Here is a 26,380-nt window from a genome sequence, read left to right on the forward strand (position 1 = left end):
GAGCCAATATGACTATCTACGCAGTCGGAGATATCCAAGGATGCTACGACCCATTAGCTAAACTCCTGGATCGGGTTAATTTTGATACAAACCAAGATACACTTCTATGTGTCGGTGATTTAGTAAACAGAGGCCCTAAGTCTTTAGAGACTCTAAGACTTTTGAAATCCCTTAAAAATCAATGTGTTACCGTTCTAGGAAATCATGACATTCATTTGCTATCAATGATTTACGGTCTCCGCTCACCCAAACATAACGACACCGTATCTAACGTTATTAATGCTCATGACTCAATAGAGTTGGCAACTTGGATTCGGAATCAACCTCTAGTAGTAGTAAATGACAAGATGGGCTTTGTCCTATGTCATGCTGGTATTTATCCATGGTGGACGCTTTCTCAAGCTCAAAAGCAGGCTGACGAAGTCCATAATGTGTTCAAGAATGAAACGAAGTGTATTAGGTTTTTATCAAAAATATATAGTAACTCTCCAAGTAAATGGAGCTCAGAACTTGGAAAGACCCAACGTAGGCGGTTCACAGTTAATGCCTTCACTAGAATGAGATTTTGTAGCCCTAAGGGGCATCTAAACCTAATCGAAAGTGGATACAGTGGAAAATTGCGTAAGAACAGAATTCCTTGGTTTCACATAAAAAATAGCTCCTTAGATGGGTATCGTGTTATTTTCGGGCACTGGTCTGCTCTCGGACTGGTAAATACTCCTCAGCTACTAGCACTAGACACGGGGTGTGTATGGGGTAGAGATATGACCTTGGCCCGCATCCCAAAGAAAAAAGAAAAATCAGTTACCTTATATACCCAGTCTGCGTAAACCAAGATATCTAAACTCGACTATGTCAAACGTCTCAGAAAGCACCGTCATCCCCAATATTAAAATAAGCGCTAAAAGTCACTTTGTGCCACAACAATCAGACATTACCTCTTCCAGATATGTCTACTCCTACACCATCAATATTGAAAATAATACTCAAACCCCGTATCAGCTCCTATCCAGACATTGGGTCATCCAAGATGCCAATATGAAGGTAGAAGAAGTTTACGGAGAAGGAGTCTTAGGAGAGCAACCCTTGATTGAACCTGGAGCCAGCTATTCATACACAAGTGGTGCGGTTTTAGCGACGGACATGGGCACCATGGAAGGGAAGTATTATTTTCTCGCTCCAGACAATACAGAAGAGAATCGAAATCAGGTTGAAGTAGCCATTCCTAAGTTTTTACTGACTATCCCAAGAACAGTTCACTAACGAATTAGTAAAACCAGAGTTCTAATAATAAAACTCTGATTTTCATGACTTCGAGTAAAAAATCGTTGCCATATTCGCTTCTTATTCTGGGTAACGACCCTAAAAACAGAAAAAGATTTGCGAGAGCGGACAAAATTTACACACAAACAGCAAAAAAAATGGATTAAGTTATTGTTTTTAAAGTGATTACTTAGACATCCAAGTTTGATACTGTGAAGGCGTTTTTTTCTATAAATTCACGTCTTGGCTCAACTTGATCCCCCATAAGTATGGTAAACGTATCATCAGAGGATACCTCATCTTCTATGACAACTTTTAATAGCCTACGAACATCAGGATCCATCGTTGTCTCCCAAAGTTGGTCAGGGTTCATCTCACCAAGGCCTTTATACCGTTGAACGTTAAGCCCTTTTTTCGCACTACTCATCAAAAACGTAAGTGCATCAGAAAACTCGTCACACTCAACTTCACGTTCACCTCTTCGAACCAACATATTGCTACCCAAACTTGTTTCAAGTTTTTCGGCAAGCGCTTTGATTGACGTATATTCTGGAGACGACCAAAAATCACCTCCAAACTCGCTCTCTGATGTCATTCCATGAAGAGTTCGCTCAATCTTCAAACTAGCAACTCCATTCTTAACCAGAGTGAGTTCATACTTAGGAGTTTCGTAACCCTCTTTATTTAAAGAGTTTTGTATTCCTTCAACCACTTCATTAGTTAATTTATCTTGATCTACAGAGCTGTCTATTAACGCCTTCAATACAACTGGATCATAGTCTTGAGATAATCTATCTATTGTTTTTTCTACCGATAAGTATTCTCTACATATTGTCTTCAGTTCATCTCCAGCTATTTCAACATTATTGCTGGCATTTATGATCACAGACTTTTGTAGAGCCAATTCTAGTAAATACGCTTCGAACTCTATATCGTCTTTAACGTACTTTTGAGACTTACCAGTCCCCACTTTATATAGCGGCGGCTGAGCAATATAGATATAGCCTCGTTCAATAAGTTCGGGCATTTGTCTATAGAAGAACGTCAAGAGCAGCGTTCGAATGTGCGAACCGTCTACGTCCGCATCGGTCATGATAATAATACGGTGATACCGCAACTTCTCTATATTAAAGTCGTCATCGCCGATGCCAGCACCCAACGCTGTAATCAAAATGGTTATTTCATCCGACGTGAGCATCTTGTCAAAGCGGGCTTTCTCTACATTTAATATTTTCCCTTTCAATGGCAAAATAGCTTGAAACGACCGATCTCTCGCTTGTTTAGCTGAACCACCCGCTGAATCACCCTCCACCAGATAAATTTCAGATAAGGCGGGGTCTTTATTTTGACAATCAGCGAGTTTTCCAGGTAAGCCACCCAAATCCAAAGCCCCCTTTCGGCGTGTCATTTCACGAGCTTTACGAGCGGCATCTCGCGCTCTAGCGGCATCCACTATTTTTTCGGCTATTTTTTTACCTTCAGCGGGGTTTTCTAACAAAAACTCCGCTAACTTCTCATTCATTACTGACTCAACGACGCCTTTTACTTCTGAAGAGACAAGTTTATCTTTTGTTTGAGATGAAAATTTAGGGTCTGGTACTTTCACGGACAAAACAGCCGTCAACCCTTCTCTAGAGTCGTCCCCACTTACGTTGACCTTTTCCTTTTTAGCTAACCCTGATTCATCAATATAGTGATTAAGGGTTCTGGTGAGTGCACCTTTAAAACCTGAGAGGTGAGTCCCCCCGTCACGTTGAGGAATATTGTTTGTATAACAAAACACATTCTCTTTGTATGAATCATTCCATTGTAAAGCTACCTCTACGGTGACGCCATCTTTGTCGCCTTGGACTTGAATAATGTCCTTATTTAGAGGTGTTTTCATTTTATTGAGGTGCTCTACAAAAGCGGCAATACCCCCCTCATACTGAAATACCTCTCGTTTTTTGGACCGTTCATCGGACAACTCAACGCGCACACCCGAATTTAAAAAAGACAATTCGCGCAATCGTTTGGCCAAAATATCATAACTATATTCAGTTATAGCGAAAATATCAGCACTGGGTTTAAAGGTTACCTTAGTACCCGTTTTGTCTGATGTACCAACTTCCTTTAAGTCTTCCTGCGGATCTCCTAAATGATATTCTTGGAAATACTTCTTTCCATCCCGATCAATCTCCAGCTTCAACCAATCAGAAAGCGCGTTTACAACAGACACACCTACTCCGTGTAATCCGCCGGAAACCTTATATGAATTTGAATCGAATTTACCACCAGCGTGCAATACCGTCATGATGATTTCTGCTGCCGATTTCCCCTCTTCCTCTAAAATCCCAACAGGTATACCACGCCCGTCATCCCAGACAGAGATAGAGTTATCTTGATTAATAACCACATTAACACCAGAGCAATGTCCAGCTAATGCCTCATCAATAGAATTATCGACAACTTCGAATACCATATGATGTAAACCGGTGCCATCATCGGTGTCGCCGATATACATCCCTGGACGCTTTCTAACCGCGTCTAAGCCTTTTAATACCTTAATACTACTGGAATCGTAACTCATTATTTTTATCGTCGTGAGAGCGTGTTTTTAACTCACTCATTGTAACAAACTATCTGGCGAATAGCTGAGTTACCGTTATTTAAATAACGGTTAATTCAATCTATTTTTGAAAAGTGTGGGCAACCTCATTTCCTTTGAGTATCTGGGTATTATCTTCTTTTTGATGTGTATGTTTCACGTGAAACATTTAGTGAGTGTTTTGCTCGTTATGTTCCACGTGGAACATGTGAGACCAACTTTGACCAGACAAAAAAAAGCCTCGGTACTAATCGAGGCTAATATGAATAGTTTGTCTTAAAGACGCATCGGCATTATTAAATAGAGCGTGTCTGCTGAGCCTTCAGCGTGAAAAGTGCAACTAGTGTTTGGGTCCAATAAACCTAAATCGATGTTTTCTGAATCGCAAGCTCTAAGTGCTTCCAATAAATAACTGACATTAAATCCAATTTCTATCGCTGCGTCGGCGTAAGCCACCTCCATCTCATCCTTTGCATGCTCTTGATCTGGGTTGTGTGAACGTACTTGCAGTAGGTTATTTTCTACTTTTAGCGACACACCTCTAAACTTTTCATTGCTCAGTATAGCCGCCCTACTCAAGATTTCGATAAGATTTTCACGGTCAATAATTATGTGTTTATCAAGATTTGCTGGAATAACTTTTTCATAATCAGGAAACCGACCATCGATCAACTTGGATATGAACATGAAATTACCAGACTTGATGGATACGTGACTGGCATTGAGTTTCATTTCGACAAGATCTTCACTCCCTGCATCAAGAAACTTACCTATTTCTAACACAGCTTTTCTAGGAACAATGCTTTGAACAAAATCGACATTTGTATTGTCTACTTGTACTTGCGTTTTGGCTAATCGATGTCCATCTGTTGCGACAGATAAGATATCGTTATTGTGTATTTCTAATAACAAACCATTCAAGAAATAACGTACGTCCTGTTGTGCCATGGAAAACGATGTTTTGGTCAGTAGTCTATTCAATTGTTTTTGTTGAATAGAAAAATCGTGCTTCCAATGGGTTTCTTCTAATCTGGGATAATCCTCTGCTGACAATGTTTGCAGAGTGAATCTACTTTTACCAGCCGAGACAACCATTTTGTTATCGCTTTCTGTCGATAAAGTTAACAATGCTTCGTTTTTTAGCGATTTACATATATCAAATAGTTTTTTAGCTGAAACCGTCGTTCTTCCATCTTGCCCACTGACGTTATCTACTTTTGTAGTTATTTCAGTTTCTAAGTCTGAGCCAACGAGCGTTAATGTTCCTTGATTTAACTCCATGTACACATTGCCAAGGATTGGGAGTGTTTGTCTTTTTTCAACGACGCCGATTACTTGCGAAAGCGGTTTTTCCAACGTTTCTTTTTGTATATTAATATTCATGTTGTTTACTTATAGGTTTTTATAGTTATTACTAGGGCTGTATATAACTAGTAAAAGCGAAATTAATTGTTATTTTTCAATAACCTACGTCATTTTATCCTTGTGGATAACATTATCATCAAGGCTTGCATAACCTGTGGATGAATTGTGGATAACTGTTATTAAATAATCATACCGTAATTATACAGAAGTTATCCACAGGGTATTAGGTGCTATACATATGAGATCATGGTTAGCTAAACAGAGAGAATTTTCGATAAGCTTTTATAGTCTTCATTGATTTTTGGTTCTGTTCTAGTGAGCTCATCTACCTTTTTACAAGCGTGTATTACGGTTGTGTGGTCTCTACCGCCGAAGGCGTCTCCTATATCCGGCAGACTAAGACTGGTTAGTTCTTTCGAAAGCGCCATGGCGATTTGCCTAGGTCTGGCGATTTGTCGGTTGCGTCGTTTAGATTTTAAATCTGATACGCGAATGCTATAAAACTCAGCAACGGTCTTCTGTATATTTTCTATAGATATCTTACGTTCTTGAAAAAGAGTAAGGTCTTGCAGTGTGTCCTTTGCAAGGTCAATATCGATTTCACGGTTGGTAAACCTAGAGCTTGCCACAAGCCTATGTAAGGCCCCTTCTAGCTCCCTGACGTTAGAGCGGATTTTTTTTGCTACTAGAAAAGCAACTTCGTCACTTAATTCTACTTGGTTCTTTTGAGCCTTATTTTTTAGGATGGCAACTCGAGTTTCCAGTTCAGGCGGGTCAATCCTAACGGTTAGGCCACTCTCGAACCGAGAGATGAGACGCTCTTGAAGGTTGTTGATCTCTTTAGGGAATTTATCACTGGTCAAAATTATTTGAGCACCAGTTTCGAGTAATGTGTTGAAGGTATGGAAGAATTCCTCTTGGGACTGATTCTTGCCAGCAAAAAATTGAATATCATCAATTAATAGGGCGTCGAGTGAACGGTAATACGATTTAAACTTATCCATCGAATTCTTCCCGATGGATTTAACCATATCCGACACAAACCGTTCAGAATGCACATACGCAACATTGGCGTTCTTTTTGTTTTGATGAATTAAATTGCCAGCAGCGTGCATTAAATGGGTTTTTCCCAATCCAACACCGCCATAGATAAAGAGCGGGTTATACGCGGTTCCAGGGTTTTCACTGACCTGCTTGGTGGCAGCTCTAGCTATTTGATTAGACTTACCTTCAACGTGATTCTCGAAACTAAAAGAGGCATTTAGTACGTTGGTGCCAAACTCAGAAGAGGTATCAATCGATTCACCTAGGTTTGGTTCGGATGATTTAGGAGCGCTTCTTTTAGGCTTGTCTTGTTGCTTGCTTTCGAGCATTCGAACGTCTATTTCAATGCTGTTGCCAGCAAAATGTTGTGCTGTAGACAAAACGATTTCAAAAAGGTTTTCTTTTATCCAATCAACCACAAATCGATTAGGAGCGTACAAAATAAGATAACTGTCATTATTGTCGGCAGTTAACGGACGAACCCAGGTGTGAAAGTCGCGTTCCTCTATTTCACTTTCGAGTTTATGAAGGCACTTATCCCAAAGGAGTGTATTTTCCATTATTACAAATAGTTTGGTAATGATTAGATGGTGAGCTTGGTCATAAGACAAAGCGAGTTTGGTGGTGCTAAACCATTTTTGCACAATAGTCTTTGGCGTTTAGCCAAATGGTACTGGCATCCCAGAATCGCAAACATTGCTGACGGCCGCATAATATAACGCTCTCAGCTCGATTTTAAAAATTTAGTTGGCAAAAAAGAGTTATAAAAAAACATCAAAGATTGCGCTTATTTTGTTGACTATAGTAGATAAAGTGAGTACCTTTGCACCCCGTTTGAAGTAGGTCGTTTAACAGCCTAATTAACTGTCAGACTATTCGTTTACTATTAACCCTCTTAAGGTAGTTATGGTTTATGAGTAGGTCGCGATTGAAAGAACGAAAACTAGTTTTAGTCACACTCAATTAAATTTGAGTTAAAAAAAGGTTCCTTAAAATGAAACGTACTTTCCAACCAAGTCAAATTAAGCGTAAACGCACTCATGGTTTTCGCGCTCGCATGGCTACAAAAAATGGCCGAGCCATTATCAATGCTCGTCGCGCTAAGGGTCGTGCATCATTAACTGTTTAATTTTCAGTTAGTGTACTGTAAGTCGACGTACTTAGTTGTGTGTCACTTACTAGAAATATTAAAAGCCGTTTGTGTAAAAGCAAACGGCTTTTAATATTTAGTGGGTAGTGACTTTGTAATCATTCCCTCTGAGTCTCTATCAAAGAAAAGTTTTGTTCCCAAATAGTTAGTCAGCTTAAGAGGCTGCTTCTAAAGAACCTATGTCATTCAAGTTACGTAAGCATCAACGTTTAAAGTCTCCTGAAGAATTTAAACTTGTCTATGGGAACAAACAATGGGGAAATACACGGCTGTTGACTTTCAATGTTCTATCCGTGACTCATGAAAGTCAGTTGGGCGTCACCGTTTCTAAAAAAGTATCTAAGCTGGCCGTTCGTAGAAACGAATTGAAAAGAATAGTTCGAGAGTTTTATCGTCATAAAAAAGCGGAGCTAGTTGCCGCTAAACTTGTGATTACCGTGAAGCCAGCCGCTCGTAATGCCTCTAATGGTGAGGTGAGAGCTGAATTAGAGGAGCTTTGGGTCAAGTTATTAAAATGGCAGCGTTGGAACTCACATCAACAGAATAGAGACGATGCTTAAAAAACTGTTCAATGCTGTTTTTTGGGTTTATAAGCTTGTGATTAGTCCATTATTGGGGACAAATTGTCGATTTGCGCCAACGTGCTCTGAATACACTAGAGATGCATTAGAACTTCATGGAGCATTCAAAGGGTCTTGTTTAGCAATTAAGAGAGTTTGTCGGTGTCACCCTTGGGGGGGGCACGGCTTTGACCCAGTGCCGGATGTTGTGCGACAGAATATTGATGATTTAGGTAATCCAAACCATTCGAAAAGAAATAAGACTAAAGATTAAAGTGAATCTTCGTTATTCGCCTTTTGTTACCCCTATAAATAGGTAGAATACGCCCCCATATCTAGGCAATTCTTGCTCGTACTATTATTTATTATGGAAAACCAACGTAACTTACTGCTAATTGGCCTCCTCACCATATCAATGGTGTTGTATTTGAAATGGTTAGAATTCTCCAAATCCACACCGGAAGTACCCGCTGTGGTTGAGCAGCAATCCACACCAGTGGTGCCTCAAATTGACGTTAGTAGTGAAACTCCGCAGACTCCCCAATTATCTCAAGACGTATATTCTGAGAAAGATGATTTAGCTACCGATGGGGCGTTAATTAGAGTCGAAACAGATTTGGTTATTGCCACAATCAATACCATTGGTGCAACGATAGAACGATTAGAGCTTAAGCAGGAACTAGCGTCTAGAGAAACTCCTGATCAAGGTTTTGTTCTATTAAAGAATGAAGTCGAAGAAAAGTTTATCGTCGAAGATGGTTTACTAATCGCAAGTAAAGAAAACTTAGCGCCGACGCATAGAACGCCATACCAATACGCTAAAAAAGAATACAACTTAGGTGACGCAGATCAGCTGAATGTGCCTCTTACCTACATTGGAACAGATGGCATTAGGTATACAAAGAACCTGATTTTCAAACGAGATAGTTACGTTATTGATATTAACTATACGATTGATAATACGACTTCTTCTCAATGGAGCGGCTTTTTCTATGGACAGTTCAGGCGCACTGAACCCGCTGGGAGCGGTGGTGGCTTTGGTCAATTGCCCAGTTACACAGGTGGTGCTTACTATACTGTAGAAGATAAATATAAAAAGTACGACTTCGGTGACATGCAGGATGAAAACCTAAAACTTGAACAGCCTGTTGAAAAGTCTTGGGTAGCAATGCTACAACACTATTTTGTTGGCGCATTTATCCCGTCAGATGCTAAAAAGGAATTGTATTCTTTAGCGGGTAATGAAGCACAACCCAATTATCGTATAGGGTATCGGAATTCAAATCCGCACATTGTGGCGCCAAATAGTCAAGGTACTGTAGGCACGCAATTGTACGTTGGGCCTAAAACTCAATACCGATTAAAAGCACTTCAAGAGCAAGGGTTTACCGGTTTGGCTCGTACGGTAGATTATGGCTTTTTGACTGTAATAGCAGACCCGCTTTTTTGGTTGTTAGAAAAAATTCATGACATAGTCGGAAACTGGGGTTGGGCAATCATATTGCTCACCGTATTAATTAAAGCCGCCTTTTTTAAGCTTTCTGATAAAAGTGGAAAGTCGATGGCGGCAATGAAGAAAATACAACCGCGTTTACAGACTTTAAAAGAGCGTTATAAGGATGATCGTCAGAAATTCCAAATGGAAATGATGGCTTTGTACAAAAAGGAAAAAATAAATCCGGCGGGAGGATGTTTGCCAATTTTAGTGCAGATGCCTGTATTCTTTGCATTGTATTGGGTTCTCTTGGAAAGCGTGGAACTAAGGCAAGCACCGTTCGCATTATGGTTGCAGGATTTGTCGGCACCAGATCCCTATTACATACTTCCTGTATTGATGGGTGTCACTCAATTCATCATGTTTAAGCTGAATCCTGCTCCGATGGAAGACATTCAGAAGAAAGTGTTTATGATCATGCCGATCGTTTTCATTTTTATCTTTGCAACTTTCCCACAAGGGTTAGTGCTCTACTGGGTTGTGAACAATATTTTGTCTATGGCTCAGCAATGGTATATCAATAGAAAATACGCAGTCTAAGAGAGCTTCGGTACATTGGTACTCGATCAAGATACTATTGTTGCAATCGCGACCCCTCCTGGAAAAGGAGGGGTTGGTGTTATTCGGCTATCAGGGTCTAGGGCCAAGGATATTGGCGAAAAAATATCGGGCTTAGTATTAAAACCCAGAATAGCGATGTACGCTCTTTTTAAAGACCACGAAGAAGAAACAATTGACACTGGATTGGTCCTATTCTTTTCAGGTCCAAAATCGTTTACTGGCGAAGATGTAGTTGAACTTCAAGGTCATGGCGGACCGGTTATCTTAGATATGATGGTTCGCCGCGCCATTGAACTTGGGGCTAGACCGGCCAGAGCGGGAGAGTTTTCGGAACGAGCATTTCTTAATGACAAAATAGACTTGGCTCAAGCGGAAGCCATTGCTGATTTAATTGACAGTAGTACGTCTGAGGCAGCGAAAGGAGCGGTGCGCTCATTACAGGGAGAGTTTTCAAATAAGATTAATGAGTTATTAAAAGAGCTTATCTATCTAAGAATGTATGTTGAAGCGGCCATCGATTTCCCTGACGAAGAAATTGATTTTTTAGCAGATGACAAAATTCGAAACAGTATTGAAGCTCTGTTAATCAGCCTTAAACGCACCATTGCTCAAGCGGGTCAGGGAGCGATATTGAGAAACGGGTTACGATTGGTAATAGCGGGAAGGCCCAACGCTGGTAAATCCAGCCTATTGAACGCTTTAGCCGGGCAAGAAACGGCAATTGTTACTGAGGTAGCCGGCACGACTCGCGATATCGTTAATGAAACAATTGATATAGATGGTTTGCCTGTTCATATTATTGATACAGCAGGATTAAGAAACAGTAGCGATAGAGTAGAAAAAATTGGGATCGAGAGAGCTAGAGTGGCTATAAAGGATGCTGACCATGTTCTCTTTTTAATAGATGCCAGTGAGTCACCACTGACGGACGTTTCAGAATTTCCTGAGTTAGAAGGACTGTCATTAACAAAGGTATTTAATAAAAAGGATTTGTTGGATGAGGACTTTCCACACAGTGATGGTATTGCTATCTCAGCGAAAAATGGCGACGGATTAAATCAATTAAAAGATTGCATTAAGGACATCGTTGGTTATTCTCAAAACTCCGAATCTATTTTTACCGCCAGGCGTCGTCACATAAGCTCCTTGTCTGATGCGATGGATTCAGTGGAACGAGGGCTGAGGCAGTTAAAAGAGTATAACGCTGGAGAGTTACTGGCTGATGAACTGCTACAAGCCCAAAACTCGCTAAATCAGATAACAGGGGAATTTAGTTCAGATGATTTATTAGGTGAGATATTTGGTGGCTTTTGTATTGGAAAGTAACGCCGTTTATTAGGGCTCTTGTTTGTTAGCATTAATAATTAACCATAAATCTAAAAACCGATTAATCGCGCCATAATATAGCCACCATGGAGGGTATCGGTGCAGTAAATAAAATGTATTCAAGAAGCGTGATATGGCTGGCACTTGTTGCGGCCGTCGTTGTGCATTTGATCGTTTTAGGTTTGGAGCTAAGGCCGGTCGCATCCGATAAGACGGATACAGTTTTAACCGAGCTCTATTTAGAAATTGAACCCCTCGCTGAAGTTAAGGAAGAGACATCTACAGATAATAGTAAAGATACTCAAAAAACGGATTTTCAGGAAATGGTGGAAGAAGAATCCGAGGAGCCAAAACCAGAGGAAGAAATCCCCCCTACTCCCATCGAGCAGTTTAAAGATGTTTTGTTGAGTAAAGATAAACAGACTTCTCAACCCATTGCTATTCCATCAATTTATAACGAGTCCTTCACTAAGCTTATTCGAAATGAGGCTAAGGAAGCTGTTTCAAGGAAGTCTGAGGAAGTTAGGTCATTTACGCAATCCTTTAGTGCACCCATAGAAGGGGTAAGAAAAAATATTGAAAGGGAAACCGGTCCATTGGGAGGGGGCAATTACAAAATACGGAAGAATGACGTTGAGTGCCAAACGCTAACCATGGTTCCTCAATCATTTGATGACTTTAATAATGGAACTATATCAACCTCTGGTATGTGTAGAGATCTTAAAAAGAAATTTAATCTAACGGATAAAGACGGAAAAATAAGAAACTCCAATAAATACGATTGATTCCCATTGCTTGTCTATTGTCTAGTAATGATTGCGTTTTATATAAGATATAACCACTATTTATGAAAGTTTTAACGTTACTAGACATTTGATCTGGTAACTAACGAAAAGTTTTGCTAAAAGAGAGCCTTGGTCAAATGTAGTACGTGACTAAACCAGTTATTCACAACGACGTACGGCAATGAACAGACGGCTCTTTACAAAACACAGACTACACATCGACATGAAAAACATGTTCAAGGAGAGGCGTGCATGAGAAGAAGAACTGTCGTTATTGTGCTGAGTGTGTTGGTCTGTATTTTAGGGTTAAGTTGGTGGTTGTTTAACAACCAGGCAGAACGCAATATTGGTGAATCGGTTAATGCAGAGCCAGGCGTTGAACCGGTGGTAACACTCGCTTCAACCGCAACCAACGAGCCAAAGTCAAAAAAGGAAGATGACGTAGAAGAATTCAATCCTTATGAATCAGAAGTATTCAAAGGGCAGCTTCAGCAGATCGCAGACTTATACGAAGAAACCAGTAAGTACCCTATCGGATCTCAACCAGTGTTTAATCCGGACGCCGTTAAAGAGCCAGAACCTTTTGAGTTTACCGAAGTTGATTTACCGTTTCCTGAAAGTGACGGCGATGAAAATCCTATTCGTTTAGCCGCAGCCACCGATACTTATCAGTACTTCCAAGGAGACCTTATACAAACGAGGGTTCAAATATCAGGAGCCCCAACCGATACTTTCATCGGGGTAACCGGCACTTTGTCAGGCGCTAACGGAGATATTCCGTTGCCTCTAAACTTTCAGGCAACAAACTCGTCATTGACTGAATTTACAGCGAATTTTGATACTAATCTGGCTCCCAATCATTTAATGACAACGGAAATGTTGGTTAAGTTGACAGCGAAAGTGGGCGACCGAGATTTATTCACGACGGTATCTTTCAGATATGACATACCCTCAGCGCAAATCATTGGTGTGATGCCCGCTCGAGTCGAAGGCGCAAACATGGTGATCCCACTTCAAGTTAACGTTGGGCAAAGTGGGTACTATTTTTTGCGTGGCGTCCTGGAAGACAAGTTGACGCGGCGTCCGCTGATCGAGTTGCAAAACGAAGGCCCGTTGTTAGCTGGGAATGGATTGCTAAATTTGAATGCACATATTTCTGCCTTAACTCTACAACAGTCTGAAGGACCTTATATATTGAGAAGTGTCAGACTTCATCGAGGCGCAGAACAAGGGGAAACGTTTGATTCGCCTGGTTCAACGTACAAGAAAGAGTATCAAATCCAAGGGTTTCCATTTTCATCCTATGATAATGAAGAGTTTGTAGATGAGCTATCACAAGAACGTTTGGCTTTTTTAAGGCAAATGGGCGCGATAGATGAAGAACAAGTTAATGAGCCACAGGTTGCGACAACTGAGCAATCGAGCCGTACTGAGGAGGATGATAACAACTAAATATAATTTTTGATTACCGTGACCTGCTTAAAACAGAGTCAAACGCGGTGTTCTGGTTTTTCAGGGGCATTGTTAATTAGACCGTAAAGTAGTACCGGAACAGTTGTATGCGTTCCAAACTAGCCGTACCTATTTAGTAATCAGGTTACTGCTACAGAGTTAAGAACGTGCTTAATGAGCAAAAAGACTCATCAGCACACTATAAGAAGTACAACCAAATGAGGATAATTCAATGAAGACTAAAGTCTTTTTACTAGTGGCATCACTCTTATTCAGTGTAACCGGTCACGCAAAACTTGCTGGAAAAAACGTGGTTTTAGTTCACGGTTTTCAAGCTGGTGACCTTTCAAATCCACCTAATATTTCCAAGCAACAACAGAATGCCAACAGTTATTGGAATTCCTATTGGGGATCGCGTGCAGAGGCTAAATTGTATTGGTCATCTGCAAGTCGAGTCACTGGTGGAATCAAAGATTCTATCCGTACCCAAATTAAACAACTTGAAGCAAATCGAACGTGTGCGTCAGGTTGCGTATTCGTCACACATTCTACGGGCGATTTAGTATTGCGTGATGCTTTAACCCGTTTAGGGCAATGGGGAGTCAACTCGAATAACTTCAGAGTGCTGGCGGTGCTGGACTTTGCTGGAGCCGGTGGCGGTACTGAAATTGCCGACGTTGCGTTCAATGTTGCGAATGGCAGTGGGATCATTAACTCAGTTCAAAAAGGAGCAGTGAATCTTTTTCTAGGGTTTACCCCAACCACATCCGCTATTGGAGTTTTGAATGATTTGCGACCTACGATAGCGCGATCGACGGCTACTTCTTCAAATGCAACGCCACGATTGAGGTTTGTGGGCGCTGGTGATCAATACTTACGAGTTACTAAAGGGTTTATTAAAGGTTATGATGACAGCGTTGTCCCATTTCACAGCGCTTGTGGTTCACGCTCCGCTGGAGATTATGAATCTTGTAATAGAGGCATAAGAACAAACGGACAATTGAAAAATTCTCGAGCACCGTCTTCACTGTATGCAAGCCATTACCCTATATTGATGGGCGATGATACCGATCATAGTGAAGCCATTAATAGCAGCCGAAGTGGAGATTTCGCTACGGTTGTAAATGATCGAACGTTTAATGGAATCAGAGCTGACTTTAATGATTACACCGAGCGCAAATGGTGGAGTTGGTGGACTAAAGTTAGGTTGGTTCGAAATGGAAGCAATAAGAGCATGTCTGCGAACGTGTACGACACACTAAATAACTAAAAAGTGCTTGATAGAAAGCCCGATTGAGCTTCGGGCTTTCTGCTCTTAACTAAGACTTCTAATGGCTAAAACTACCGAATATTTCTTTAAAGAAGGATGCTTTATCGAGGAGTGGCATAACAGCAGCGCTGATGACGAAATGTCTGTAGCGAGAGTTAGAGTTGAAGTAAATAAAACAACGAAACCGCATTTGCTGCGTAATACCAAAGAACGATATGTCTTATTGGATGGGACAGCCCAAGTCACGGTTGGGCCGAAAACGTGGATGGTAGAACAGGGTGATATAGTAGTAATACCGCCAAATGTAGTGCAAAAGATACAAAACGTAGGTTCGAGCGACCTTGTGTTCTTGGCGATTTGCACACCGAGGTTTGAAGAGCAGAACTATCAAGAAATCCTAGACTAAAAACAGGAATTCTAAAAATGAAAAGAGCTGTTATTTTACTAAGTATTCTTTGCTGTACGTTGGCTTGTGCTAACACTTTCGCGCAGTACACTAAAACGAAATATCCTATTGTGCTTGTGCACGGTATTTCAGGTTTTGATAGCGTTGGTGGCGTGGTAGATTATTTTCACACAGTGCCCTACAACCTACGACGGTCAGGCGCAAAGGTGTATGTTGCCTCTGTCTCGGCATTTAATTCATCGGAAGCCAGAGGGCAACAACTGGCTAACTATTTGATGACATTGCCTGAAAGTAAATTCAATTTAATCGGACACAGTCAAGGAGCACCGACGACCAGAGTAGCGGCGTCGTTAGTGCCTCATAAAGTAGCTTCAGTAACATCGGTAAACGGAGCCAATTTAGGGTCTAAAGTGGCCGACATAGCGTTGGGCGTATTACCCGAAGGTGTGATTCGAAGTGTCGCGGTGAGCGTCGCGAATGCGGCAGGCTCAGTTATTAACTTTCTTTCTAATAACCAAAACACACAAGACTCGCTTGCTTCTGCAATGACACTTAGTACGGCCGGGACCACAGCGCTTAACAACGCGCTTGGTAACAAGGGGTTGAGTGGCAACTGTAGTTCAATAAATGAGAACGTAAATATCGATGGTCACAATGTGAAAATGTTTTCTTGGAGCGGCACTTACCCACTAACAAATTTTTTCGACATCAGCGATGGGCCACTGGGGATTACAGCATTGGCGTTTGGTTTCGAACGAAACGATGGTTTAGTCAGTGAGTGTTCATCTAAGCTTGGCAACGTAATTTACAGTCGTTACCACATGAACCACATCGATGCGGTGAATCATTTGTTCGGTATTCGAGGCTGGACTAACCCTGTTAGCCTATACAGAAGTCATGCGAACCGCTTAAAAAATCGCGGGCTGTAGACACTAGTTTAATGAAAAAGGCATCAATAGTAGTAACCGTAGCGTTGTTTGGTGCAGCGCTATGGTTATTGTTTGGTTATAGCTATAACCAGAACACACTTACGTCTATAGAGATAGCAGATTCGAACCCTTCTTCAGATAGCGAAATCAATAGCCAACCACAGAAGTTGGCGTTGAATACTCAGAGTGAAAAAAGCACAATAGTAACTTCTAAAACGCCACTATCTCATGATCAAATGGAGTTCGCTCATTCATTAAGAGGTACGGATATTGACGGCGCGCTTAGTTCGGATCTACAGGGGAACTTGGTACTAAATCAGCAGGTCAGAGATTTCTTTGATTACTTTCTAAGTGCATCTGATGAGCTGGGTGCCGAGGCAGCTATCGGCGAATTGCAACGATACATAACTGATTATTTACCGACTAAAGCAGCGGGAGATGCCCGAAACTTATTGGCAAACTATTTGCGTTACAAACAGTTTGAGTCGCAAACTCAACAGCAACCACTATTAGGTGAAAACCTGCAGAACGACCAGCTTCTGGACTTGATACGCAACAATTTCCTTGAGTTAAAACTTAAGAGAGATGAGTTGTTCAGTGATGGAGAAAATAGCGCTCTATTTGGGTTGGAAGATGCCTATCAGGAATACACACTGTCTAGTTTGGAAATATTAGCGGATGACACCCTCAGTGAAGACCAACGCAACGTAAAAATGACAGAGTTGCAGGATTCTCTGCCAGCTGAATTGCAACAGAGCCAAACGCAATCTAATGTACAAGTAGAGCAACAAAAAGACATTGACCAGCTTGCCTTGGTGCATCAGGATGACTCGGCCTACCACCAAGCATTGGTTGACAAAGGCTTAAGTCAACCCAAGGCAAATGAATTGGTGGGGTATCGTCAAAATCAACGCCAATTCAATACAGCCTATCAACAATATCAAACAGCATCCGCGGGGTTAGACCCAACTTCAAAGGACTACCAAATCAAGTTGGATAACCTTAAAGCTCAGTATTTTATTGAGCCTTCAGATCGAACAAAAGCCGGCCTACGTGATCTGTTAATAGAGCAGGACAACTAAACTCATGTCTTTTTGATAGAGTATTTATAGAGCTTTGAGACTCTACGAGTTAGAATTCGCTCAATTAACCATCATGAACGTTTTACGCACCCTGCGTGTACAGCGTGCTGGTAAAATAGAGATTGAAGCATGTTCCATACAGAGTCATTTGATGTCATTGTGATTGGTGGCGGCCACGCAGGTACTGAAGCTGCATTAGCGTCTGCGCGAACTGGGGCTAACACATTATTACTGACACATAATATTGAAACCATCGGCCAAATGTCTTGTAATCCGGCTATTGGTGGTATTGGTAAAGGGCACATCGTTCGTGAGATCGACGCGCTTGGTGGGGCAATGGCTCTCGCCGCCGACCGTGGAGGTATTCAGTTCAGAACACTAAATGCTCGCAAAGGACCCGCGGTAAGAGCCACACGAGCTCAAGCTGACAGGGCCCTTTATAAAGCCGCTATTCGGGATATTGTTGAAGGTCAAGAAAACCTTGCTTTGTTTCAACAGTCCTGTGACGACCTAATTGTGGACAACGGGCGTGTTACCGGTGTTGTTACGCAAATGGGTTTGAGGTTTCATGCGAAAGCCGTGGTACTTACGACTGGCACGTTTTTGGGTGGTATTCTGCACATTGGTATGGAAAACTTTCAAGGCGGACGGGCCGGAGATCCACCATCAAACGCATTAGCTAAACGGCTGCGAGAAATGCCGTTTACGGTTGACAGGCTAAAAACAGGTACGCCAGCGAGACTCGACGCGAGAACACTTGATTTTTCAAAAATGGAGGCACAGCCAGGAGATAAACCTGAGCCAGTCTTTTCCTTTCTAGGCGACGTATCTCATCACCCAGAACAGGTGAATTGTTACATCACACACACCAACGTAAAAACGCACGATATTATCCGTGGTGGTCTAGATCGATCTCCCATCTATGGGGGGGTCATAGAAGGTGTTGGACCAAGATATTGCCCATCAATAGAAGATAAAATAGTGCGGTTCGCGGATAAAGACTCACACCAGATATTTGTTGAACCTGAAGGTTTAAGGACCTATGAAGTTTACCCCAATGGAATATCGACTTCGTTACCCTATGATGTGCAACTGAGTTTTATTCAGTCAATTGTCGGTTTTGAACAAGCACGAATTGTACGCCCAGGATACGCAATCGAGTATGATTTTTTTGATCCGCGAGGTCTGAAACCCACATTGGAAACTAAATACGTTGATGGGTTGTTTTTTGCTGGACAAATTAACGGCACAACTGGTTACGAGGAAGCTGGTGGACAAGGGCTTCTGGCTGGACTTAATGCTGCAAGATTAACTCGTGATCAAGAGGGCTGGTACCCTACTCGAGATCAAGCTTATATCGGTGTCTTGGTGGATGACCTTATTACCATGGGTACGAAAGAGCCATACCGAATGTTTACCTCAAGAGCTGAATACCGCCTATTGCTACGAGAAGACAATGCTGACCTCAGATTGACAGAGGTTGGGCGCGGCCTAGGGTTGGTTGATGATATTCGGTGGAAAAGGTTTTGTGAGAAAAGGGAGTCAATCGAGTTAGAACATCAGCGATTGAAGTCGACGTGGCTACAGCCCGGTACCGTACCAGAGGATGTGGCATTGAGTGTCGTAGGCAACGTTTTGAAGAAAGAAGCCAACTTGCTGGAGCTATTGCGTCGTCCCGAGGTAACGTACGACACATTATTGACTTTACCTGGAGCGGGCGAGCCGGTGCCAGACTCAAAAGTAGCAGAACAGCTAGAGATTCAGGCGAAATATCAAGGTTACATAGATCGGCAGCAGGCCGAGATTGAAAAGCAGAAAAAGCAAGAGAAGACGGCACTAGATATCAATATGAACTATTCGCTGGTTAAAGGTTTGTCGAATGAAGTGGCACAAAAACTAAACCAGCATAAGCCTGTCACCGTCGGACAGGCATCACGCATTTCAGGTGTTACTCCCGCCGCGGTTTCTTTGTTGTTGGTCTATTTGAAAAAACGCGGCAATGCAGCGTAAAGAACACAATAAAAGGAAGTCAGCTTTAGTAATTCGGTTTTTCATCAAAAGTGGTGAAATCATGGGCTTTACACTTTCAATGGGAAAATAGCGTTTTTTTTGCTTGGCCTTCTCTTATAATCAGCAGCTGAGTTTTATTGAAGGCGTAACTTTTCGCTTCGGAGAATGAAACCGTATGAATGCAAAACAAGATTTAGATACATCATTAGAGAGTAAAATCATGAAGGGCTTGGACGCTCTAAATGTATCCTATGGTGAGCAGGCCATCGCTAATTTGGTGGTGTTTATGAACTTGCTGTCAGAGTGGAATAAGACCCATAACCTTACGGCCGTGGATGATATTGATGAAATGCTAAGCGTCCATGTCTTTGATTGCGCCAGTATCATGCCTTATATCAAGGGTTCTAGTTTACTGGATGTGGGTAGTGGTGCCGGTTTGCCCGGTATGATTTTGGCCATTCTGTCTCCAGCCTTGGAAGTGACCAGTGTCGAAACTCGAGGCAAGAAGGCTCAATTTCAGATGTACGCTGCGAACAAATTAGGTTTAAAAAACTTTTGTGTAAAAAATATGCGCATCGAAGAGTTTGAGCCTAAGGAAAAGTTTGCAATGGTCACCTCTCGAGCTTTTTCTAGTTTGGAAAAATTCGTTGAGGGTTCAAAGAATGCCATTGCTTCAAATGGTCGCTGGTTGGCGATGAAAGGCTTAGTTCCTAAAGAAGAATTGAAAGTTCTTAAGAAGATGGGCTTAAAATTTGATACCTTTGCACTTAAAGTACCTGAATTAGATGCGCAACGAAATTTAATAGTGATCGACGCGCCTAAATAACGCCCTGCTTATGAAAGGGTGACTCTCACACTGGTAGGCAAACGAATGGCAAAAGTAATATCCATTACTAATCAAAAAGGTGGAGTAGGAAAAACCACAACAAGCATTAATTTGGCTGCTTCCTTAGTCAAGCGCGGACAGAAAATCTTGCTAATTGATATGGATCCTCAAGGTAATGCTACGGTGGGGTGTGGTGTCGATCCAGATGATATTGAGAGCACTATTTATGATGTGCTTCTCGGTGAAGCCTCCGCTGAACAAGCCATAGTAAAAAGTCAATGTGGTGTACACGTGATGTCAGCGAACGGCGATTTAGCTGGAGCTCAAGTTGAGTTGCTAAACGAAATCGGCAGAGAGCTGCGTTTGCAAAAAGCTCTTATCCCTCAACAGGACGCATTCGATTATATTTTCATAGATTGCCCCCCTGCCCTAAATGTCCTTACGATCAATGCTCTGGTTGCCTCAGATTCAGTGCTGATACCAATGCAATGTGAATATTTTGCGTTGGAGGGCTTGAGTGCGCTTATCTCAACGGTGCGAAAAATTCGAGAGACTCTTAACCCGAAATTATCAATCGAAGGGTTGTTGCGAACCATGTTTGATAAACGAAATACACTGTCAGGAGAAGTTAGCCGTCAATTACAGTCCCATTTTGGGGAAAAGGTTTACGATACCGTGGTGCCTCGTAACGTTCGACTGGCAGAAGCCCCCAGTTATGGTGAGCCTGCAATTGACTATGCCCCCGAATCTAAGGGCGCGAAAGCCTATCTTGGTTTGGCTGATGAAATGTTGGGTAAATCAATCCCTAAAGCCGTTAGTGCTTAACTGGAATGTGTGATTAATAATGAGTAGCAAAAAGAAGAAACGATTGGGTCGTGGGTTGGATGCATTGTTGGGTGGCAGTGCTACCTTGGAAGAAGGTGTTCCCAGCAGTAATGTGGATTCCCCCAACACGTTGCCAATCGAGAAATTGCAACGAGGAGAATATCAACCTCGAACCAACATGGATCAAGACTCTTTGGAGGAGCTTGCCGCTTCAATTAGGGCGCAAGGTATTATTCAGCCTATTCTTGTCCGTCCCATTGCGAACGATCAATATGAGATAATCGCTGGCGAGCGACGGTGGCGCGCAGCGCAAATTGCTCAATTAGAAGATGTGCCTGTTTTGGTTCGCAACATTCCAGATGAGGCCACTCTGGCTGTTGCGTTGATTGAGAACATACAGCGAGAAAACCTTAACCCGGTAGAAGAAGCGGTCGGCCTTAAGCGTTTGATGGATGAGTTTGAATTAACTCACGAAGAAATGGCCAAGAGTGTTGGTCGTTCTCGAGCAGCGGTCACTAACCTGCTTCGACTATTGAGTTTAAATTTTGGCGCGAAACAATTGCTCGAAAGTGGAAAAATAGAAATGGGGCATGCAAGGGCCTTGCTGGGCTTACCGCTAGAAATGCAAGACCAAGCTGCAAACGAGGTGTATGCACGTCAGCTTTCTGTTCGACAGACAGAGGCATTGGTTAGAGACTATATTAACCCTAAGAAGAAAGTTGTCAAAACCATAAAGAGCCCCGACATACGATCGTTAGAAGAGTCCCTATCTGAAACACTCGGCACCAAGGTCTCGGTCGACGATAATAAGGGCAAGGGGAAGTTGGTCATTGAATATAAAAACCTCGATGTCTTAGACGGAATTCTTGCGCATATTAAGTAGCGCTAAATCAAAACATAATTTGCGATGTTGTGATTTCTATTTAAAATCACGCAGTCATCTTCGGTCTCTGAATTGTTAACAGAATATTGTCTTAAGAAGGGCTGAAGGAATCTGCGGTTTTTGCTTGAAACAAAAGAGTTTTCAAGCATTGCGAAAGGTTCATCTAGCCTTTATACTCCGCACGCAGTTATTAAGGCATAGCAATGAACAAAACAAAGCGTAAGTTTGAGCACGAAACAAACCATGGCGCGATGTTCAGGTTAGCCGCATTGCAGGCTTTTGGCACCATGGTGTTTGCCTTAAGTATGTATTACTGCTTTGACTTACGCGAAGCGCTATCAGCATTCTTTGGAGGGTTGGTGGCCACCACGATGAGCCTGTTTATGGCGACCAGATTGTTTGGAGCCTATCGCATTTCTCTGTTAAGAGAAGTCGCAGCAGGTGAAGCGCTTATCCGCTTCTATATTAGTGTGGTTCTGAAAATGATATTCACTTTGGCAATGATGACTATATTCATCGTTGTAATCGAAGTGTCGATTTTGCCGTTTATAATTGCGTACCTTATAGCGGCAGTAATCGTTAATTTGTTGTTTCTGTATTTGGATGCTACCAAAGCAGCCAAGGTTGAGAGGCTGAAGTGGGCATCCAACAAGAAGCAGCAAGACAAAATTTAAATTTTTGTTTGAGATTTCAATATGGCATCTGAAAACGGTGAACTAACAGGCGCTGGTTATATTAACCATCACCTTACCAATCTGACTTACGGTCAATTCCCTGATGGCACATGGGGCTTCGCACACGGCGCTGAAGAAGCGGCGAGTATGGGCTTTATGGCAATCCATGTAGACAGCATGATGTGGTCTCTTGGGTTGGGCGTGGTTATGTTCTTAATCTTTCGAAGCATTGCCAAAGGGTTTAGTGCGGATAAACCATCTAAAGTGCAATGTTTTGTCGAATCTCTTTTTGAGATGGCACAAGATAGTAAAGACAGCACTTTTACCAAGCAGGCGAAGAACGAATGGATAGCCCCGATGGCGTTAACCATATTCGTTTGGGTTTTCTTTATGAATTTGATGGACTTATTGCCTGTCGATTGGTTGCCTGAAGCGCTCAAAATAGCTGGTTTTGAGTACATGAAGATCGTTCCATCCACTGATGTGAATGTTGCTCTGGGTACCGCACTAGCCGTCTTCATTATGATTATCTACTACAGCTTGAAGGTCAAAGGACCTGTCGAGTTTGGTAAAGAATTGTCTTTACAACCGTTCGGTAAATACCTAATTCCATTTAACCTTGTGTTGGAACTAGTAGGCTTGTTGGCTAAGCCGTTGTCTTTAGGCTTGCGACTGTTTGGCAATATGTACGCTGGTGAGTTGATCTTTATTCTTATCGCAATGATGTACAGCGCTGGATTGGGCCTTGGTATCTTGGGTGGTTTTGCACAGCTTGGCTGGGCAATTTTTCACATCCTAGTTATTACGCTGCAGGCATATATTTTTATGATGTTGACTATCGTGTATTTGAGCCAAGCTCATGAGCACCACTAATCAATATCGCACTTTTTTAAATTTTAATTTTTATCTTTAAAGTATAGGAGCTCCAAAATGGGAACTATCGTAGGTTTGACCGCAATTGCCGTAGGCATTATGTTGGGTTTAGCAGCTGTTGGCGCAGCAATCGGCATTGGCCTTATGGGTGGTCGTTTTCTAGAAGGCGTTGCACGTCAACCTGAAATGGCAAACTCTTTGCAAACTAAAATGTTCTTACTCGCTGGTCTTATTGACGCGATTCCAATTATCGCAGTAGCGATCGCATTATACTTCTTGTTCGCTTCTGGTCTTATCGACGCAAGCGTATTGGAAGCATTGAAAGCAGCCGCTTAATCTTTACCAACCTAACTGTAGAGGAACGAAAAGATGAATATTAATTCAACCCTGATTGGTCAAACTCTCTCGTTCTTTCTATTTGTATGGTTCTGCAAGAAGTTTGTTTGGCCGCCGATGGTTAACGCCATGGCTGAACGCCAAAAACAAATTGCAGATGGTTTAGCAGCAGCAGAAAAAGGCCAGCAAGCTCAAGAAGTCGCAGAAAAGGAAGCCGCCGAGTTAGTCAGTAATGCTAAGACTCAGGCTGCCGAAATTATCGCGAGTGCTGAGAAGCGTGGAAATGCTGTTGTTGAAGAAGCGAAAGAGTCAGCCACGTCTGAGAAGGAGCGCATTGTTGCTTCTGCTCAAGCTGAAGTTGAGCAAGGCGTACATACCGCTCGCGAAGAACTTCGTGGCCAAGTGTCGTCTATTGCTGTTGCTGCAGCGAGTAAAATTGCCGCTAAAGAAATTGATGAAACAGCACATGCTGCTTTGATCGAAGACTTAGTGTCGCAATTGAAGGCAAGCTAACATCAAGTATGTTTAGCGACGTTCGCAAACCAAACAGGTAAGAAGAATGGCAGATAATGCATCCATTGCTCGACCTTACGCCAAAGCGGTGTTCGATTTAGCGCAAGAAACAGATTCCTACGAAAGTTGGACTGTTGCGTTAGAGAACCTTTCCGCTATCAGCCAAGATGAAAGCTTCAGCGCGTTGGTCTCAGACCCGCGTGTTGATGGCTCTAAGGTGGTTGAGTTGTTGACAGATTTAAGCAAAGACTCGTTACCTGATGGTGGCGAAAATTTTGTCAATTTGCTTGTGCAAAATGACCGTCTTTTAGCTTTAGATGATATTCAACAGCAGTTCAGTGAGTTGGTGGCGAAAGCCAAAGCGTTAGCTAACGCTGAGGTTCTAACTGCTATCGCACTGACAGACGACCAAAAAACATCACTAACCAGTGCACTTGAAGCCCGATTGGGTATGAAAGTGGTCATTGAAGAAACCGTAGATGCAAGCATCGTAGGTGGCGCTATTGTTAAAGCTGGTGACTTAGTGATTGATGGTTCGGCACAAGGGCGAATAGAAAAGTTGACGACGACGCTAATGCGTTAGTCGTTGATAGAAACTTTATTAACGTTGAGGACTTGAAGTCATGACAACGCAATTGAATCCATCAGAAATCAGTAACCTGATTAAGGATCGGATTAAAAACTTTGAAGCATCAGCTGAATCTCGTACTGAAGGTACGGTTGTAAGCTTGACCGACGGCATTGCACGTATTCACGGTTTGAGTGAAGCAATGCAGGGCGAGATGTTGGAATTTCCTGGTGATATCTTTGGTTTAGCACTTAATCTTGAGCAAGACTCAGTAGGTGCCGTGATCATGGGTAACTACAAAAATATCTCTGAAGGCGATACAGTTAAGTGTACTGGTCGTATTTTAGAAGTGCCGGTCGGCCCTGCTCTTCTAGGTCGCGTTGTAGACACCTTAGGAAACCCTATCGACGGTAAGGGTGCTATTGAGACAACTGAGACCTCGCCAATCGAAAAGGTAGCGCCGGGCGTTATTGAGCGTCAGGGTGTTGATCAACCTCTAGAGACGGGTTTTAAATCCATTGACGCAATGGTGCCAATAGGTCGTGGTCAACGAGAGTTGATCATTGGAGATCGTCAAACGGGCAAAACCGCGGTTGCGATCGATGCGATCATTAATCAGAAAGGCAACGGCGTTAAATGTATCTATGTTGCAGTTGGGCAAAAAGCCTCTTCTGTTGCCGCGGTTGTTCGAAAGCTTGAAGAGCATGGTGCGCTTGAGTACACAACAGTGGTTGCGGCAAATGCCTCAGATTCTGCAGCACTTCAGTATCTTGCTCCATACGCTGGTTGTTCCATGGGAGAGTACTTCCGTGATAACGGCGAAGATGCTTTAATCGTATATGATGATCTTTCTAAGCAAGCTGTTGCTTATCGTGAAGTGTCATTACTACTACGTCGACCACCTGGTCGTGAAGCATATCCTGGCGATGTTTTCTATCTTCACTCACGTCTTCTTGAGCGTTCATCGCGAATTAATGAAGCAGAAGTTGAACGTTTGAGTGGTGTTAAAGGTAAAACCGGTTCTTTGACTGCGTTACCTATTATTGAAACTCAAGCTGGTGACGTATCCGCGTTCGTACCGACCAACGTTATTTCGATTACTGATGGTCAGATCTTCATGGAAACAGACTTGTTTAACTCTGGTATTCGTCCGCCAGTAGACCCTGGTCTTTCTGTATCTCGAGTTGGTGGAGCAGCACAAACAAACATCATTAAGAAACTTGGTGGTGGTATTCGTTTGGCTCTTGCTCAATATCGAGAATTGGCGGCATTCTCACAGTTTGCATCTGATCTTGACGAAGCAACTCAGGCTCAATTGGCTCGAGGCGAGCGCGTTACTGAGTTGATGAAGCAAGCGCAATACGCGCCTATGTCAACTGCACAAGTGGCGTTGTCATTATTTGCTGCTAATGAAGGCTATTTTGATGATGTTGAGAAAGAGCAAGTTGTTGCGTGTGAATCTGCTATGCAGGCACACATAAAAGCTAACTTTGCGTCTTTGATTGATGGCATTAACAAGACTCCTAAGCTAACCGACGAAGTTTCATCAGGCATGCACGAAGCTCTGAAAGACTTCAAAGCAAACGGAAGCTTCTAG

The 26,380-nt window shown here is 42.4% G+C and carries 26 protein-coding genes; 23 read left to right on the plus strand and 3 right to left on the minus strand.

Going from position 1 to position 26,380, the window contains the following annotated elements; all coding sequences use genetic code 11:
• The first annotated feature begins 8 nt into the window (after positions 1–8).
• Positions 9–830, plus strand: coding sequence for a symmetrical bis(5'-nucleosyl)-tetraphosphatase (locus tag ABWW54_RS02615; RefSeq protein ID WP_353409813.1), 822 nt, complete (start codon positions 9–11; stop codon positions 828–830).
• Between the two features lie 22 nt (positions 831–852).
• Positions 853–1,263: a Co2+/Mg2+ efflux facilitator ApaG/CorD gene (gene apaG, locus ABWW54_RS02620; RefSeq protein ID WP_353409815.1), complete on the plus strand. Its 411-nt coding sequence runs from the start codon at positions 853–855 to the stop codon at positions 1,261–1,263.
• Between the two features lie 190 nt (positions 1,264–1,453).
• On the opposite strand, the gene gyrB is transcribed toward apaG, so the two are convergent.
• The 3 genes from gyrB to dnaA form a co-directional block, all read right to left on the minus strand.
• Positions 1,454–3,832 (minus strand): DNA topoisomerase (ATP-hydrolyzing) subunit B, encoded by a 2,379-nt coding sequence (gyrB, locus tag ABWW54_RS02625; RefSeq protein WP_353409817.1) that lies wholly within the window; start codon positions 3,830–3,832, stop codon positions 1,454–1,456.
• 294 nt (positions 3,833–4,126) lie between these two features.
• On the minus strand, positions 4,127–5,233 hold the full coding sequence (gene dnaN, locus ABWW54_RS02630) for a DNA polymerase III subunit beta (protein ID WP_353409819.1): 1,107 nt from the start codon (positions 5,231–5,233) through the stop codon (positions 4,127–4,129).
• Between the two features lie 236 nt (positions 5,234–5,469).
• A complete protein-coding gene (gene dnaA, locus ABWW54_RS02635) occupies positions 5,470–6,819 on the minus strand; it encodes a chromosomal replication initiator protein DnaA (RefSeq protein WP_502907757.1) in 1,350 nt (449 codons plus the stop codon).
• Positions 6,820–7,253: 434 nt separating this feature from the next.
• On the opposite strand from dnaA, the gene rpmH reads away from it, so the two are divergent.
• The 21 genes from rpmH to atpA all read left to right on the plus strand — a co-directional run bounded on the left by rpmH (position 7,254) and on the right by atpA (position 26,380).
• The gene (rpmH, locus tag ABWW54_RS02640) at positions 7,254–7,388 is read left to right on the plus strand and encodes a 50S ribosomal protein L34 (protein ID WP_353409823.1); all 135 of its coding nucleotides are present in this window, start codon (positions 7,254–7,256) and stop codon (positions 7,386–7,388) included.
• Positions 7,389–7,588: 200 nt separating this feature from the next.
• Complete coding sequence (gene rnpA / locus ABWW54_RS02645; RefSeq protein ID WP_353409825.1) at positions 7,589–7,969, plus strand: ribonuclease P protein component; 381 nt, start codon at positions 7,589–7,591, stop codon at positions 7,967–7,969.
• Entirely contained in the window at positions 7,962–8,243 is a 282-nt protein-coding gene (gene yidD / locus ABWW54_RS02650) for a membrane protein insertion efficiency factor YidD (RefSeq protein WP_353409827.1), read from the plus strand. Before rnpA ends, yidD begins: the two co-directional genes overlap by 8 nt.
• A 93-nt stretch (positions 8,244–8,336) precedes the next feature.
• Positions 8,337–10,004, plus strand: a complete 1,668-nt coding sequence (gene yidC / locus ABWW54_RS02655) for a membrane protein insertase YidC (RefSeq protein WP_353409830.1) — start codon at positions 8,337–8,339, stop codon at positions 10,002–10,004.
• 15 nt (positions 10,005–10,019) lie between these two features.
• A complete protein-coding gene (gene mnmE / locus ABWW54_RS02660) occupies positions 10,020–11,351 on the plus strand; it encodes a tRNA uridine-5-carboxymethylaminomethyl(34) synthesis GTPase MnmE (RefSeq protein WP_353409832.1) in 1,332 nt (443 codons plus the stop codon).
• Positions 11,352–11,464: 113 nt separating this feature from the next.
• On the plus strand, positions 11,465–12,136 hold the full coding sequence (locus tag ABWW54_RS02665) for a hypothetical protein (protein WP_353409834.1): 672 nt from the start codon (positions 11,465–11,467) through the stop codon (positions 12,134–12,136).
• A gap of 252 nt (positions 12,137–12,388) precedes the next feature.
• Positions 12,389–13,588 carry a hypothetical protein gene (locus tag ABWW54_RS02670; protein ID WP_353409836.1) on the plus strand — a complete coding sequence of 400 codons (1,200 nt, stop codon included), beginning with the start codon at positions 12,389–12,391 and terminating at the stop codon, positions 13,586–13,588.
• 232 nt (positions 13,589–13,820) lie between these two features.
• Positions 13,821–14,858, plus strand: a complete 1,038-nt coding sequence (locus ABWW54_RS02675) for a hypothetical protein (RefSeq protein WP_353409838.1) — start codon at positions 13,821–13,823, stop codon at positions 14,856–14,858.
• A gap of 61 nt (positions 14,859–14,919) precedes the next feature.
• Entirely contained in the window at positions 14,920–15,264 is a 345-nt protein-coding gene (locus ABWW54_RS02680) for a cupin domain-containing protein (protein WP_353409840.1), read from the plus strand.
• A 17-nt stretch (positions 15,265–15,281) separates the two neighbouring features.
• Entirely contained in the window at positions 15,282–16,193 is a 912-nt protein-coding gene (locus tag ABWW54_RS02685) for an esterase/lipase family protein (protein ID WP_353409842.1), read from the plus strand.
• A gap of 11 nt (positions 16,194–16,204) precedes the next feature.
• Entirely contained in the window at positions 16,205–17,275 is a 1,071-nt protein-coding gene (locus ABWW54_RS02690) for a lipase secretion chaperone (RefSeq protein ID WP_353409844.1), read from the plus strand.
• A gap of 129 nt (positions 17,276–17,404) precedes the next feature.
• Positions 17,405–19,285, plus strand: a complete 1,881-nt coding sequence (gene mnmG / locus ABWW54_RS02695) for a tRNA uridine-5-carboxymethylaminomethyl(34) synthesis enzyme MnmG (RefSeq protein WP_353409846.1) — start codon at positions 17,405–17,407, stop codon at positions 19,283–19,285.
• A gap of 175 nt (positions 19,286–19,460) precedes the next feature.
• Positions 19,461–20,111: a 16S rRNA (guanine(527)-N(7))-methyltransferase RsmG gene (rsmG, locus tag ABWW54_RS02700; RefSeq protein WP_353409848.1), complete on the plus strand. Its 651-nt coding sequence runs from the start codon at positions 19,461–19,463 to the stop codon at positions 20,109–20,111.
• A 45-nt stretch (positions 20,112–20,156) separates the two neighbouring features.
• Positions 20,157–20,936, plus strand: a complete 780-nt coding sequence (locus ABWW54_RS02705) for a ParA family protein (RefSeq protein WP_353409850.1) — start codon at positions 20,157–20,159, stop codon at positions 20,934–20,936.
• A gap of 19 nt (positions 20,937–20,955) precedes the next feature.
• Positions 20,956–21,819 carry a ParB/RepB/Spo0J family partition protein gene (locus ABWW54_RS02710; RefSeq protein WP_353409852.1) on the plus strand — a complete coding sequence of 288 codons (864 nt, stop codon included), beginning with the start codon at positions 20,956–20,958 and terminating at the stop codon, positions 21,817–21,819.
• A 203-nt stretch (positions 21,820–22,022) separates the two neighbouring features.
• Positions 22,023–22,493, plus strand: a complete 471-nt coding sequence (locus tag ABWW54_RS02715; protein WP_353409854.1) for an ATP synthase subunit I — start codon at positions 22,023–22,025, stop codon at positions 22,491–22,493.
• Between the two features lie 21 nt (positions 22,494–22,514).
• Positions 22,515–23,366 (plus strand): F0F1 ATP synthase subunit A, encoded by an 852-nt coding sequence (gene atpB / locus ABWW54_RS02720; RefSeq protein ID WP_353409856.1) that lies wholly within the window; start codon positions 22,515–22,517, stop codon positions 23,364–23,366.
• Between the two features lie 57 nt (positions 23,367–23,423).
• Complete coding sequence (gene atpE, locus ABWW54_RS02725; protein WP_353409858.1) at positions 23,424–23,702, plus strand: F0F1 ATP synthase subunit C; 279 nt, start codon at positions 23,424–23,426, stop codon at positions 23,700–23,702.
• Between the two features lie 33 nt (positions 23,703–23,735).
• Positions 23,736–24,215: a F0F1 ATP synthase subunit B gene (locus ABWW54_RS02730; protein ID WP_353409860.1), complete on the plus strand. Its 480-nt coding sequence runs from the start codon at positions 23,736–23,738 to the stop codon at positions 24,213–24,215.
• Positions 24,216–24,261: 46 nt separating this feature from the next.
• Complete coding sequence (locus tag ABWW54_RS02735) at positions 24,262–24,798, plus strand: F0F1 ATP synthase subunit delta (RefSeq protein WP_353409862.1); 537 nt, start codon at positions 24,262–24,264, stop codon at positions 24,796–24,798.
• Between the two features lie 40 nt (positions 24,799–24,838).
• A complete protein-coding gene (atpA, locus tag ABWW54_RS02740) occupies positions 24,839–26,380 on the plus strand; it encodes a F0F1 ATP synthase subunit alpha (RefSeq protein ID WP_353409864.1) in 1,542 nt (513 codons plus the stop codon).

Origin of the sequence: Arenicella sp. 4NH20-0111 (assembly GCF_040366405.1) — a bacterium.
Classification (GTDB): domain Bacteria; phylum Pseudomonadota; class Gammaproteobacteria; order Arenicellales; family Arenicellaceae; genus Arenicella.